At 57.5% G+C, this 14,034-nt stretch carries 13 protein-coding genes and 1 pseudogene; 9 read left to right on the forward strand and 5 right to left on the reverse strand.

Features of this window, described 5'->3' with window-relative positions; all coding sequences use genetic code 11:
• Positions 1 to 136: 136 nt before the first annotated feature.
• Both LSG25_RS04695 and LSG25_RS04700 read left to right on the forward strand, forming a co-directional pair.
• Positions 137 to 1,114, forward strand: a complete 978-nt coding sequence (locus LSG25_RS04695; protein WP_232743550.1) for a chromate resistance protein ChrB domain-containing protein — start codon at positions 137 to 139, stop codon at positions 1,112 to 1,114.
• A 9-nt stretch (positions 1,115 to 1,123) separates the two neighbouring features.
• On the forward strand, positions 1,124 to 2,305 hold the full coding sequence (locus LSG25_RS04700; protein ID WP_232743551.1) for a chromate transporter: 1,182 nt from the start codon (positions 1,124 to 1,126) through the stop codon (positions 2,303 to 2,305).
• Positions 2,306 to 2,483: 178 nt separating this feature from the next.
• Here LSG25_RS04700 and LSG25_RS04705 read toward each other — a convergent pair whose 3' ends face one another.
• The gene (locus LSG25_RS04705; protein ID WP_232743552.1) at positions 2,484 to 3,248 is read right to left on the reverse strand and encodes a YoaK family protein; all 765 of its coding nucleotides are present in this window, start codon (positions 3,246 to 3,248) and stop codon (positions 2,484 to 2,486) included.
• Between the two features lie 594 nt (positions 3,249 to 3,842).
• Between LSG25_RS04705 and LSG25_RS04710 the strand changes: the two genes are divergently transcribed.
• Complete coding sequence (locus tag LSG25_RS04710; protein ID WP_232743553.1) at positions 3,843 to 4,061, forward strand: DNA-binding transcriptional regulator; 219 nt, start codon at positions 3,843 to 3,845, stop codon at positions 4,059 to 4,061.
• Between the two features lie 59 nt (positions 4,062 to 4,120).
• A pseudogene (locus LSG25_RS04715) lies at positions 4,121 to 4,933 on the forward strand (NYN domain-containing protein); the annotation flags it as partial.
• 226 nt (positions 4,934 to 5,159) lie between these two features.
• On the opposite strand, the gene LSG25_RS04720 reads toward LSG25_RS04715, so the two are convergent.
• The 3 genes from LSG25_RS04720 to LSG25_RS04730 all read right to left on the reverse strand — a co-directional run bounded on the left by LSG25_RS04720 (position 5,160) and on the right by LSG25_RS04730 (position 8,143).
• Complete coding sequence (locus tag LSG25_RS04720; protein WP_232743554.1) at positions 5,160 to 5,678, reverse strand: ureidoglycolate lyase; 519 nt, start codon at positions 5,676 to 5,678, stop codon at positions 5,160 to 5,162.
• A 92-nt stretch (positions 5,679 to 5,770) separates the two neighbouring features.
• Complete coding sequence (alc, locus tag LSG25_RS04725) at positions 5,771 to 6,784, reverse strand: allantoicase (RefSeq protein ID WP_232743555.1); 1,014 nt, start codon at positions 6,782 to 6,784, stop codon at positions 5,771 to 5,773.
• A gap of 24 nt (positions 6,785 to 6,808) precedes the next feature.
• Entirely contained in the window at positions 6,809 to 8,143 is a 1,335-nt protein-coding gene (locus tag LSG25_RS04730) for a C4-dicarboxylate transporter DctA (RefSeq protein ID WP_232743556.1), read from the reverse strand.
• Between the two features lie 208 nt (positions 8,144 to 8,351).
• Here LSG25_RS04730 and LSG25_RS04735 point away from each other — a divergent pair, with 208 nt between their 5' ends.
• Positions 8,352 to 9,095 carry a FadR/GntR family transcriptional regulator gene (locus tag LSG25_RS04735; RefSeq protein WP_232743557.1) on the forward strand — a complete coding sequence of 248 codons (744 nt, stop codon included), beginning with the start codon at positions 8,352 to 8,354 and terminating at the stop codon, positions 9,093 to 9,095.
• Between the two features lie 39 nt (positions 9,096 to 9,134).
• Here LSG25_RS04735 and LSG25_RS04740 read toward each other — a convergent pair whose 3' ends face one another.
• A complete protein-coding gene (locus LSG25_RS04740; RefSeq protein WP_232743558.1) occupies positions 9,135 to 9,572 on the reverse strand; it encodes a nucleoside deaminase in 438 nt (145 codons plus the stop codon).
• A 136-nt stretch (positions 9,573 to 9,708) separates the two neighbouring features.
• Between LSG25_RS04740 and LSG25_RS04745 the strand changes: the two genes are divergently transcribed.
• The 4 genes from LSG25_RS04745 (at position 9,709) to LSG25_RS04760 (ending at position 14,003) form a co-directional block, all read left to right on the forward strand.
• Positions 9,709 to 10,707: a TRAP transporter substrate-binding protein gene (locus LSG25_RS04745; RefSeq protein WP_232743559.1), complete on the forward strand. Its 999-nt coding sequence runs from the start codon at positions 9,709 to 9,711 to the stop codon at positions 10,705 to 10,707.
• Positions 10,708 to 10,842: 135 nt separating this feature from the next.
• Positions 10,843 to 11,727, forward strand: a complete 885-nt coding sequence (locus LSG25_RS04750) for an amidohydrolase (protein ID WP_232743560.1) — start codon at positions 10,843 to 10,845, stop codon at positions 11,725 to 11,727.
• Between the two features lie 26 nt (positions 11,728 to 11,753).
• Positions 11,754 to 12,977: an MFS transporter gene (locus LSG25_RS04755; protein WP_232743561.1), complete on the forward strand. Its 1,224-nt coding sequence runs from the start codon at positions 11,754 to 11,756 to the stop codon at positions 12,975 to 12,977.
• Between the two features lie 117 nt (positions 12,978 to 13,094).
• A complete protein-coding gene (locus LSG25_RS04760) occupies positions 13,095 to 14,003 on the forward strand; it encodes a LysR family transcriptional regulator (protein WP_232743562.1) in 909 nt (302 codons plus the stop codon).
• The last annotated feature ends 31 nt before the right edge of the window (positions 14,004 to 14,034 follow it).

Consider the following 14,034-nt stretch of genomic DNA (forward strand, 5'->3'; position numbering starts at 1 on the left):
ACAGCAGCAGTGCCACGGGTCACAAACCCCACCCGTACGCCGAAAAACTGAGCAAGTTTTTCCTTAGCTTTATATATTTTATGTAATAAATACCACAATATTTGTAGTAAATCCTACTTTATTCTAATATTAAAACATGGATACTATAAATATGAAGTGGCTGCTTCTTATTATCAGCCTGCCGACCAACAGCGCGACGGCGCGCATGCGCATCTGGCGCGCACTGAAAGCGCTAGGCTGCGGGGCTTTGCGCGATGGCGTCTATCTTTTGCCCGATAACGCTTCGCACCAACGGCAACTCACCGAATTATCCGACGAAACCCTACGTGAAGGCGGTAGCGCGTGGCTATTGACGGTTCATGCGCAAACTGAAACGGAGATTGATGCCTACCGCGCGCTGTTTGACCGCAGCAATGACTATGCTGAATTGCTGCAAGCATTCTCCGCCGCACGCGAAACGCTGGCCGCGCTGGCACCACAGGAAATCAACCGCGTTTTGCGCAAGCTGCGGAGAGACTACGAGGCGCTCTGTGCCATCGATTATTTTCCCAATGAGATTAGCCTGCAGACGGAAGCTGCATGGATCGATTTCGTCAATGCCGCCGAACTGATCCTGTCGCCGAACGAGCCGCATGCAATCGACACTTCCATCCCACAACTCGACCCGAACCGTTATCAGGGACGCATCTGGGCAACACGCCGCCATCTCTGGGTCGATCGGGTCGCCAGTGCATGGCTGATCCGGCGCTTCATCGATCGCAAAGCGCGCTTTCTATGGCTGGATTCTCCGGGCGACTGTCCCGCCAAGGCGCTGGGTTTCGACTTTGATGGCGCCACCTTCACCCACATCGGCGACCGCGTGACGTTCGAGGTGCTGCTGGCAAGTTTCGGACTCGATTCGGACCTTGGCCTGGCGAGGCTCGGCGCAATGGTGCACGCACTCGACGTCGGCAACGGTTACGTGCCGGAGGCCAATGGCTTCGAGGCCGTGCTGTCCGGCGCGCGCCAACGCGCCACGGACGACGACCAGCTGCTGGCCGAACTCGAAGTCGTGCTCGATTCGCTGTATGCGCATTTTTCCGATGACCCGCAAACCCCGGAAACAAAACGCTAGGCCCAACAAATGAATCTCGCCGAACGCATCGTACCAAAGCCAACCTACACCCTGTGGCAGCTCATTGTCTACTTTCTGAAGCTTGGCGCATGGGGGTTCGGCGGCCCAGTGGCCCTGGTGGACTACATGCACCGCGACTTGGTCGATGATCGTCAGTGGATTTCTCAAGAAGATTACAAGGAAGGGCTGGCGCTGGCCCAGCTCGCGCCGGGTCCGCTGGCGGCGCAATTGGGTATTTATCTCGGCTTCGTGCATTTCCGGCTGCTCGGCGCGACACTCGCGGGCATTGCCTTCGTCATCCCTTCTTTTCTGATGGTGGTCGCGCTGGGCTGGGCCTATTTGCGCTTTGGCGGCTTGCCGTGGATGCAGGCGGTGTTTTACGGGGTCGGCGCCGCGGTGATCGGCATCATTGCGATGAGTGCCAAAAAGCTCACTAAAAAAACCGTGGGTAAAGATAGGCTGCTATGGGCGATTTATCTATTGCTGGCCGTCGTTACGATCGCTACCGAATCCGAAATCGCGTGGCTTTTCATCGCCGCAGGTGTATTGGTTTGGTTCCGGCGCGCGCCACCGCGGTGCTTGCACAAAGGAGGTTTGAACGCAGGTGTGTTGGCGCAGTTGCCGATCGCCAGCAGTATGTTGAGCACACTGGATATTCCGCTATTGGTACAAATCGGAATCTTCTTCGCCGAAGCGGGCGCCTTCGTATTCGGCTCCGGCCTGGCGATTGTGCCTTTCCTGTATGGCGGTGTGGTGGCGCAACATCACTGGCTGACCGACAAGCAGTTCGTTGACGCGGTGGCGGTAGCGATGATTACGCCGGGGCCCGTCGTCATCACCGTTGGCTTCATCGGCTATCTCGTGGCAGGGCTGCCTGGCGCCTCGGTCGCAGCGCTCGCAACCTTTCTGCCGTGCTACCTGTTCACGGTAATCCCTGCGCCATACTTCAAGAAATACGGCAAAGTGCCAGGCGTCATCGCATTCGTGGACGGCATCACGGCCGCCGCGATCGGTGCCATCGCGGGGTCGGTGATCGTGATCGCCAAACGCTCGATCGTCGATATTCCGACCGCATTGCTTGCCCTTCTCACGATTGCGCTGCTATGGAAAATCAAGAAACTCCAAGAGCCGGCCATCGTCGCGGCGGCAGCGGTCATCGGCTTGATCATTTACCCATTATTGAAGCACTGAACCGCGGCATCATGCCGCCGCCACGCGCCTGCGTGTCAAGCGCAAAACATGACATGACAGCAACAGAAGCGACAACTAGACAGGTTTTCGTTTTCAACATGACAACCCCCTTTCTAAAAATATCAATCCGACATCGATGAGTTGATATCGTTGATTTCAGAGGTTCCTTGGGCTGGCATTATTCGGACAGGGGCACAGGGCTGGATCCTGGCGACAACAATTCATTACTATGCAGCTTACGCACCTGCAAAAGGCCGGCAAGCGCTATCGCCAACAACCACGCCGCTATCCCAAGCAGGAGCCAACCACCTATCGTCTTATACACCAGGACCCCCACCACGCCGCCCCCAAGAAACGAGGCCACAGTTTCCGCATGCAGCCTAAGTTTTGTCTTGTATCGGGCAGCCTGCGCAGGAGATTCACGCCCACGCATAATGTCGAACAACATGCCCAGTTCAATCCCGATGTCCGTGGACATGCCTGATACGTGCGTCGTGCGGACGCGGGCGTTCGAGATACGCGTGACTACGGCATTCTGCAGGCCCATAAGGAAGCTCAAGCCAAGAATCAGCGTCGGCCCGCTATAGTCGGCTGCCAGCCGCAAATCCGTGTAGCCCAACAGCGCCATCAGAATGGCTTCGGTGAGAATACTGAACGCGTAAATGCCATTTATCTGCCGCCGCCTGCCCGCATTGATCAGCACGGTCGACACCGAAGAACCTAAAATGAAGGCAAGCACGATAACCAGATAGAACACGCCTGTCCGCCACTGACCGAGCGCTGCACGATCGGACAGAGCCGACACATTGCCGGTCATATTGGCGGAAAAAAAACCGACGGCCTGAAAGGCCGCAGTGTTCAATGCCCCAGCAACGGCCGCCAGAGTGCAGGCCAGGCGCCGATCTTTGTAGCTGCTGCGCGCAGCTCCCTGCTGGATCAACATAGTCGAGAATTAAATGTAACAGAAACCGATATGGAGTCAGCATTGTAAACGAAACGGCTCAACGTCATTTCAGAACCCTATGGGTTCATCAATTACAAAACAGACTCCCTTTTCGGCATGATACACATGGTGTGGGCAGTTACTAATTATCTTGGCCGCAATTGCAGGATATTGGAAATTATCTCAACCTGCGGAGCGCCGCGATTTACTGATGTGGCAGTCCTGACGTACTTGCTCTGTCTGCGGCGCCAACACCGCCGCCAGCAAAGGTAGCCAGGCTCGGACTAGCCAAAAGGACGCCGATCACCATTACCATCTTGCGCTTGAACATTATTTTCTCCAAGGGAAAATACAAAAAGAGTTGCACAAGATGCACGACACATCGCTACGCCATGAATTTAGCTTGCGTCAAAGCCTTTGGCTGTAAGAAATCACAAAAATCAGTAAAAGTGGAGTGAAACCACAATCGCCTTTATCATAAGGTCAACGAAACATGACACAAGCACTGGTTTTGGCGCGGCAATCGCTTAACTTTCGGGACGCGATAGCCCGCGCACCCATTTCGAATCAATTACAGCAAATCATGGCGTGGATATGACACCTGACGACTTGCGCCGCTGGCAGGCACATATGGACTTTACCCAGGCCCAGGCGGCGAAGGCCCTGGGTACGTCGCTTGCCACCTATAAAAGCTGGTTGAGTGGACGCGACCCGAATACGGGAAGGTCCGTCGGCATCGATCACACGGTGGACCTCGCCTGTGCGGCGCTGGTCGAGCGTTTGGCGCCCTTTAGCGAATACGAAACTCACTGATTATTCCAGTACCGGCTGCACCTGACTTCCTCCAACCCTTCATTGCGCAGGCGAACAATATGGCTCACAACCCTGAAAACATTAGCATGGCGCTGTTCTGCGACTTTGAAAACGTGGCGCTTGGCGTGCGCGACGCCAGCCACGAGCAGTTCGACATCAAGCCGGTGCTGGAGCGCCTGCTTTTGAAAGGCAGCATCGTCGTCAAGAAAGCCTACTGCGATTGGGACCGTTACAAGAATTTCAAGGCAACAATGCATGAAGCCAATTTCGAACTGATTGAAATTCCCCATGTCCGCCAGTCCGGGAAGAATTCGGCCGATATCCGCATGGTGGTCGACGCCCTGGACCTTTGCTATACAAAAGCACACGTCAATACCTTTGTCATCATCAGCGGCGACTCCGATTTTTCGCCGCTGGTCTCCAAGCTGCGTGAAAACGCCAAACAAGTAATCGGTGTGGGTGTCAAGCAATCGACGTCCGATCTATTGGTTGCCAACTGCGACGAATTCATCTTTTACGATGACCTGGTACGCGCAAATCGAGGTACGGTCAAAGGGCGCGAAACCGAAGAAACCCAACATGGGTCCAAGCCCTCGATAGACGGCGAAAAACTCGGCAAGGACGAATCGCAGGGCCTGAAAAATACGGCAATCAAAATAGCGGTCGATACCTTCGATGCCCTGCTGTCCGAACGCGGAGACAGCGGCAAGATATGGGCATCGACGCTTAAACAGGCAATCAAGCGCCGCAAGCCCGATTTCAACGAGTCGTACTACGGTTTTCGCGCCTTTGGCAATCTGCTAGAAGAGGCGCAGGCGCACGGCCTGTTCGAGGTGGGCCGCGACGAAAAATCAGGCGCTTATGTTTACCGCAGCGCTGTCGTCGATAAACCGGAAACACGCCGACGCGGCAGGCAGAAAGCAGGCGAAGGGCGGGCTGCCGTTCAGGCGCCCGTTGCCGGCGCGCCCCAGGAAGCCCCGGCTAAACCGGCACGTAAACGAGCCGTCCGTACAACCCGCAAGCCAGCGGCCGCCTGAAGCTTGGTAAAAAAGGCCTGGGCCTGCCCATTGGCGATTGGCTGAACAGCTTCGCCTCGAATCAGACGCGGGCTTCCGCCCTGGCTTCTTCAAGCGCTTCTTGCATAAGCCAAAGCGGCTCGGCCAAAACCTGCTCGTCGCAATTGTGCCCATCGCCGCCGCGATCGACCACAATGAATTCGCTCACGCGTTCCAGCGCCATCAGTGGATGATGCCATACGCCCGGAGCATAATTCACCCCTTGCCAGCCGTCCGACACAAACGCCCGTACCTGGCTTGGATCCAGCTTTCCGGCAGGCGCAGCCACGATCAGATATGGAGTGCCTGTCAATGGAATGAAGGCCTGGCTGCCCAGCGGATGGCGCTCCAGCATGGTGACTGTAAATGGCAGTTGCCGCGGCTGGCTGCGAAACAGATTGATCAGCGTGCGCCCGCCATCCGTCTCGACCCTGGCCAGATCGTGAAAGCGTTCGGTGGTGCCATCGTTGATCATGAAGTGCTTTGCGCCTTCCGTTTGCACGACATCGCCGAACGGTTCGAACGATTCGCGCGTAAGCTTCTCGATAATCAGAGTGCGCATGGTATTTTCCTTAAACTGATAGAAATGTTCGCGAAACAAGATACAGTGATTCTACGCTTGCGGCGCCGCAGGCTATTCTTTTCATGGGTACCCTATTTTGCCAGCCGTCCCCACACGCGCAGGCGCGACACGCCCCCATCCGGAATAATATTGAAGCGAATGTGGCTGATCGGCCCCAGCCGCGCGATCTGCTCCGCAAAATAATGCTGCTGGTCCATCACCAACGTCTGCTCAGGCAACAACACCGGCCAGAACATCGATTGCGTCACCAGCGACTCGGCCGTACCTCCCGTCACATACGCGGCCTGCACGGAACAACGGTCAGGATAATTGCCTTTGAAAAAAGCCGTGTCGACCTCGATCTTGTCGATCTCGCCGGGATGCGCCAGCGCGATAATGCACCAGTCGTTGCCCGGTTCCCGCCGCCGGCGGGTCTCCCAGCCATCGCCCATGTTCCCCCCCCGCCCCGGCATCAACATGTTTGAAGCCGCACCGAAGTGCTGGTTGTTGGCGCCTATGACACAACCGCCGTTTTCCATGGCAATCAGGTCGATCTGCTCCTGGGCGCCGCGCTGCTCCCAGTCGCACTGCGGCGACCCGTAGACACGCAATCGCGCCAGCCCGCCATCCGGGTACAGATTGACTCGCACATGAGTAAACGCTTGTTCCGCCTCAATCGCATGATAGTGATGGCTGTTGCCCTGGAGGCTGGTCGCAGGCAGGACATTGCGCCACACAGTGAGTTCGCCTGGATCGCCTTCGGGGCTGTGGCAGGCATCGAGCGAGGCCGCCGGCGGAAAATTGCCGGTGAAGTGGCTTGTATCCAGGTCCACCCCGCGGATTACTCCCGGGCGAGCCAGCTTGACGATGCAATAGTCGTAGCCGCTGACGCGCTTGCGGCGGGTTTCCCAGCCATCCATCCATTTGCCGTGATCGTCGTATTTGCCGACAATGAACACCGCCGGATCGGGGTTGAGCATACGCTCGGCCGGCGCAAAGAACTCATCGGTGGCAAACAGGGCCTGGGCCCCCAGCCGGGGATCGGCCAGGTTCGTGTACTGCCGCACAAAGTCCGGCGCGTTGGGATCTACAGATACGAGTGACATGCCTATTCTTCCGTTAAGCAGGGGTTAAGCGGTTTTAGGGGCCAGGTGCGTAATGCCATGGTCGATTGCGCCGGTCGGGTCAGGCGCCGCGGCGGGCTCGAACGGCTGTTCGCCGTTGAGCACGCGATGCGCACGGGCGCAGTCGATATCCTTTTCCCAGGAAGCCACGACCACGGTCGCCACGCAGTTGCCGATCATATTGGTCAATGCACGGGCAATTCCAATGAACCAATCGACCGGCAGGATCAGCACCAGCCCAAGCAGCGGAATGGCGGGGATCGCCGTCAGGGTTGCGGCAAGAATCACGATGGCCGAACCCGGGATGCCGTGGGCGCCTTTCGAGGTAAGCAGCGACACCAGTATGATCAAAGCCAGGTCATGGATCGACAAAGGCGTATTGGTCGCCTGGGCAATGAATATGACCGCCAGCGTCAGGTAAATCGAAAAGCCGTCGAGATTGAACGAATAGCCGGTGGGAATCACCAGGCCCACAGTGGAATCCTTGACGCCCATCCACTCGAGCTTGCGCATGATTTGCGGCAGCACCGCGTCGGACGAAGCCGTGCCCAGCACGATGGACAGCTCTTCGCGGAAATACTTGATGAACTTGAAAATATTGAAGCCCGCGAGCCGCATGACGATGCCCATCACGACCACCACGAACACGATGCATGACGCATAAAACACCAGCACCAGCAAGCCGAGTTGCTGGAGCGAGGCCGCACCGTACTTGCCCGTGGTAAACGCCACGGCGCCCAGGACTCCCAGCGGGGCCAGCTTGATAATAAAGCCCATGATGGAGAAAAACACTTGCGCCAGACCGTCGACGAGCCGGGCAACAGGCTTGCCCTTTTCGCCCATCATCGACAGGGCCGCACCGAACAGCACGGCAAACACCAGTACCTGCAGGATATCGCCTCGGGCGAATGCATCGAACACCGTGTCGGGGATGATCTTGAGGAGGAACCCGGCCGTGTCCTTCAGGCTCTTGGCATGCTCGGTGTAGGCGGTCATGGCCGATGCATCCAGCGTGTGGATGTCGATATTCATGCCGGTGCCCGGATGAATCAGATAGGCCAGCGCGGCGCCGATCAGCAAGGCAAACGTGGTAATGACTTCAAAGTAGACAATCGCCTTGACACCAACGCGGCCGACTTTCTTCAAGTCGCCGGCGCTGGCCATGCCGCTGACCACCACACAAAATACGATGGGGGCAATGATCATCTTGATCAATTTGAGAAAACCGTCGCCGAACGGACGCAGGCTTTCACCGAAATGAGGAAAAAGCACACCGACGACAATGCCGATAAGCAGCCCAATCACAACACGTCCGAATAGCGAATTTAAGAACCGAGGCATAGCGTGTCTCCTGAATGTATTTATACACATCATACCGGTCTGACCAGATGTGTTATACAGAATATAAAGAATTGAGTATGTATCGGTCAAGGAGTTTTCTACTCGGGATATCCCTAGGATTGGCTGGCCTCTATAGGCATACACTGGTCAGACCAGGGCTTGAAAGCCGTCGTACAATGGGACCGGAACCGGCCAACAGGTGATCAACATGAAAAACATGCCGCATACCGTAACCAACACAACGATTACGACCATCCGCGAGCGGATCGAACGGCAGGTGTATCCGGCCGGGGCGATGCTGCCGTCGCAACGCCAGTTGGCGGAGGAACTGAGCATCAGCCGGGCGTCGCTGCGCGAAGCCTTGTCGACGCTCGAGGCGCTGGGCCTGGTGGTGATCCGTCCGGGCAAAGGCGTTTATGTATCCGATGCGCCTCAGCGGGTTGGCGTTGCGTGGCGCTTTGCCGATCAGATTTCACTGGCCGATACCTATCAATTGCGCTACGCGCTTGAAGGGTTTTCAACCCGCCTCGCGGCCTTGGCATCGAGCCAGGATGAAATCGACTGGCTATCCGATAACGTCGAAGCCATGCACACGGCTCTGCTCAATGGCGATTTCGATGAAGCGGCACAACTCGATTTCGCTTTCCATTTGCACATAGTCAGCATGGCAGGCAACGGCGCCATTGCAGACATCCTGCGCGGCAGTACGGAAATTGTGATGGAAAGCCAGCGCCTGCCCTTCTACCAGCGCGAGCTGGCGCACTCCACGTATATCGAGCACCTGGAAATCCTGGAAGGCCTGCGGCGGCGCAACGGCCAGGCAGCCGGGCTGGCGATGGAGCGTCATATTGTGCGGGCCGCGCAGCGCGCGGGCATCCATTTCCCCACACCGCCAGACGCGCTTGAACAGTCCCGTCCACCGGCGGCATCGGCGGCGGAAGCCACGCCATAAACGCAAGGCGCGGTGCGCGGCGCCCACACACTGTGTCGCTCAGGTGCCGATGTCTTCGTTCCACAAAGAAGGCTTGGCCGCAATGAAATCGCGCATCAACGCAATGCAGGTTTCGTCCTGCAACACATCCACCTGCACGGCGCGTGAGCGCAGCATGGCCTCTTCGCCCATGAAGCTACGATTTTCGCCTACGATCACTTTAGGAATCTTGTAAAGCAGGATGGCGCCGCTGCACATCGCGCAAGGCGAAAGCGTGGTATAGAGCACCGATTCCCGGTACACACTGGCAGGCTGGCGCCCGGCATTCTCGAAGGCGTCCATCTCGCCGTGCAAAATGGCGCTGCCCTGCTGCACCCGCCGGTTGTGGCCACGGCCTATGATGCGGCCCCGATGCACAATCACCGAGCCGATCGGAATGCCGCCCTCGGCCAGGCCCTGCTGCGCCTCGTTGATCGCGGCAAGCATGAAGGGGTCCATGTCGATCTCCTGTATATCCATTAGCCCTTGAAGCAAATAGTAACGTAGCACCGCAATTTTGCGGCAAAATAAGTCGCCGCAGTTTATGTCGCCCATGTTAAAAGGAAAATCCCAGGGAGCATCCAAGGAGACGGAAATGAGGGTCATTAAATCCAGGTATCTGATCATCGGTTCGGCATTTTCTTTGATCGCCTTTTGTCCGCAGGGATATGCACAGACCACCACACTGAAACTCATCAATGAATATCCGGCAACCTCCATCACGGCCGCGGCCGATCTGGATTTCGCCGCCTCGGTCGACAAGCTGTCGAATGGAAAAATCAAGGTAGAGACACTGCAGGAAAAGAACGATCCCTATAAAGGCGCCGGCCAGGTGGATGCAGTCAGCCAGAACAAAGTACAAATGGGCACACTGTTCGGCGGCATCCTGGGAGCGCGAGACTCCCTGTTTTTACTTTCGTCGTTGCCTTTTGCCGCCAAGGATTTCCAGCAGGCCAAATCCTTGTTTACCTGTGCAAAACCGGTACTGGAAGACAGGCTGAAGAAACTCGATGCCAGATTGCTCTATGTGACGCCATGGCCGCCATCGGGCATCTGGTCCACCAAACCGCTGGCCACCAAAACAGATTTACAGGCGCTGAAGATCCGTACTTACGATGAAACCAGCAAGTCGGTGTTTGAGCGTCTGGGCGCGCAAAGCGTGAATCTTCCGTACTCCGCGCTGGCGGAGAAACTCAAAGCGGGCGATCTGAACGCGGTTCTTACTTCGGGCGATGGCGGCGCCGGCCGAAAACTATGGGATCTTCTGCCCTACTTCACCGCGGTGAACTATTCAATTCCGCTCAGCTATACGATTATCAACAACGCCACATGGAACAGCTTGAGCAAAGAGCAGCAATCCGTGCTGGACAAGGCGGCTCAAGAAGTTGCCGACGCATCCTGGGCCGGGGTTGAAAAACGCATCCAGGCAAACTATAGCCGCATGAGCGAGCACAAGATGACATTGAACACGCAGCCGTCGGCCTCGATCAATCAGGCACTCAAGGATTCCGGGGCCGCCGAAACCAAAGCCTGGCTGCAGAAAAACAAGCTGACCGACAAAGACGCGGCGTGCCTGCTGGAAGGCAATTCCTGATGCGAAGAGCCAGATTCGTGTGGCCTTCACAGGCCGCGCGCCGGCCCGCTACTTGAAACAATCAGCAACCCGGCCTTGATTTTCAGGGCGCCGGGGTGGAGTATTTGTCTTGACTTAACAGGAGAAAGAAAGCATATGAGCCTCGCGCCGGTAAAACCCAATAGCGACTATTGCCTTGGCCCGCTCCCCGAGGTCGATGAATCGACATTCGATATTCCCGCCGGAGCCTGCGATACACACGCGCATGTGATATCGGCCAGCGACGCATACCCCATGGTTTCGAACCGGAGCTATACCCCGCCGGCGGCGCCCGAAGAAAAATACCTGGCCATGCTCGATGCGACAGGAATGGATCGAGGCGTATTGGTGCAAATCAGCGTGTACGGCTCGGACAACCGATACATGCTCGATGTCCTGAAACGCAATCCGAAACGGCTAAGAGGCGTGGCGGTCGTCCGCGCCGATGTCACCGACAAAGAATTGCGCGACATGCACGAAGCGGGAGTGCGGGGCTTGCGCATCAACGTCCTGTTCGGAGGAGGCACCGGCTTTGACGCGATGGAAGGCCTGGCGCACCGGATTGCCGACATGGGCTGGCATATCCAGTTCCTGATGGATGCCCGTCAATTACCGGACTTGATGCCGAAAATGAAAAAGCTGCCGGTGATTGGCGTAGTCGATCACATGGGCCACATGCCGGTATCGCTGGGCACATTGCACCCAGGTTTTGAAGCATTGCAAAGCCTGGTCCGCGATCGCGGCTGGTGGGTGAAGCTGTCCGGAGCCTATCGGATCAGCGACGACTTCCAGGACTATAAAGATGTCGTGCCGTGGGCTCGCGAACTGATAAAAACCGCGCCGGATCAAATGGTGTGGGGCAGCGATTGGCCCCATGTCGCCATACCCAGAATGCCCAACACAGGACGCCTGCGCAACCAGCTCGCCCTTTGGGCGCCCGATAGCAAAGAGAGAAACCGCATCCTGGTCGACAACCCGGCAAAGCTCTACGATTTCGAATAGCCCCCAAACAAACAAGGAGTCATGTCATGCGCTGGTACAAAGAACTGAATCAGAAAGAGAAAAAGACTTTTATCGCCGCCTTCGGAGGATGGGCGATCGACGCGCTCGATTTCATGATTTTCACGTTCGTCATTGCGGCGATCATGCAGCTTTGGGGTATCAACAAAGGCGAGGCGGGTCTGCTCGGAACCGTTACGCTGCTCTTCTCCGCCATCGGAGGCTGGGGAGCCGGCATTCTCGCCGATCGATACGGCCGTGTGAAAATCCTGCAAATTACCATTCTCTGGTTCTCGATCTGCACAGTTCTTACCGGATTTTCCCAAAACTTCGAACAGTTTTTTGTGCTCCGCGCGCTGCAGGGCCTGGGGTTCGGCGGAGAATGGGCCGTGGGCTCGGTGCTGATGGGCGAAATCATTCGCGCCGAGCACCGCGGAAAAGCCGTCGGCACCGTCCAGAGCGGTTGGGCTATCGGGTGGGGTATCGCGGCACTGCTATATACCGTGGCATTTTCGATATTGCCGATCGAATGGGCCTGGCGCACGCTCTTCTGGGTGGGCGCCCTGCCGGCGCTGCTTGTTCTGTATATTCGCAAACACGTGCCCGAACCGGAAATCTTCAAAAAGAAACTTGAAAGCAACACCGACAAAGTCAGCCCCTGGGCGATTTTTTCTCCGGACATCATCAAGACAACCATTCCCGCCGCCATCCTGTGCACAGGCGCCCAGGGTGGCTATTACGCGGTCACCACGTGGTTGCCCACCTACCTCAAGGTAGAACGCCATTTGTCGGTCATGAACACCGGCGGATACCTGCTGGTCATTATTCTGGGTTCGTTCTGCGGCTATATCGCGGGTGCCTATTTCACCGACAGGTTCGGCCGCAAAGCCAATCTGGTTTTCTTTTCATTGCTGTCGTGCCTGAGCATCTATCTGTATACCGTATTGCCGTTAAGCGATGAACAAATGCTGTTCCTGGGCTTTCCGCTAGGCTTTGCCGCCTCGGGCATTTTCAGTGGCATCGGCGCCTATCTGACGGAGCTTTTCCCGTCACGCATCCGGGCCAATGGGCAAGGCTTCGCCTACAATTTCGGGCGCGGCATCGGGGCTTTGTTTCCCAGTCTTGTCGGCTACCTGAGCCAATCTACCGGCCTGGCGCTTGCCATCGGCCTGTTCGGCGGAGGCGCTTACGTCGTCGTTCTGCTGTCGACGCTTTTCCTGCCCGAGACCAAGGGCAAAGTTCTGGTCGAATAATGTTTTTTTCAACCGATCCGCACCTTTGCCCAAGCCCGGATTTCCTGCTTCGGCCTACGGCCGGCACCATGGCCGCGACCGGTTGCTAGCCGGCGCGGGTACGGCCTAGAATGTCGCATGCAAATCGACTTTCTAGGCATGCAAGCCTTCCTGGCAATTGTGGAACACGGCGGCTTCCAGCAGGCAGCCTCCCATCTGAACTTGTCCCAAACCGCCGTCAGCCACCGGATTCGCAAATTGGAAACCAGCCTGGGCGTGGCGCTGCTGGCGCGCACGACCCGGGAGGTCACATTGACGGATGCCGGCCGCGCGCTGCTGCCGTGCGTACGCGGGGCGATGCGCGAGTTCGAACTGTCCTATGATGTACTGCGCCAGCACAGCCGCAACGCGCCGCAATGGCTGGCATTCGGCTGCCTGCCCACTATGGCCGCATACCGCATCGCGCCGGCGCTGCGGCGCTTCGGCGAACTGCATCCGAATATTGCCGTGCGCGTATTCGACAATTCCATCCAGGAAATCGCCGAGCTGATCCAGACCGAGACCACGGCCTTCGGTATTTCCCTCGCGGCACCCAACCGCTACGGCCTGGCGGTGGAGCCATTCGCCGACGAGCCCTTCGTGCTGGCATGCCCGGCCGGGCACCCGCTGGCGCGCTTGCAAAGCGTGCGTTGGGACCAGTTGATGGGCGAGGTGCTGGTGCGCATCAGCTTGCCCGCGGGCAACAGCTCCACCATCGACGATGCGCTGGGCGAACGGCGCTTGCGACTGCGCTGGGCCTACGAGACCCAGCATACGGCAGTGGCACTGAATTTCGTGCGGGAAGGCCTAGGCTTGACAGTGGTTCCCTGCCTTGCCGCGGCGGCCATCGACGGCGTGGTGACCCGACCATTGCTGCAGCCTTATGTCACCCGCAAGCTGGCTGTGCTGACACGCAAAGGGGTCGTGCTGTCCGGGCAGGCCCAGGCCCTGCGCGAACTGCTGGTGCAGGAACTGCGCGCGGGCCTGCCCGCGGACACACCGCAATAAACCGGCGTTTGCAAGACGCCGGGCCGTGGGC

The sequence above is a fragment of the Paralcaligenes sp. KSB-10 genome, assembly GCF_021266465.1.
Classification (GTDB): domain Bacteria; phylum Pseudomonadota; class Gammaproteobacteria; order Burkholderiales; family Burkholderiaceae_B.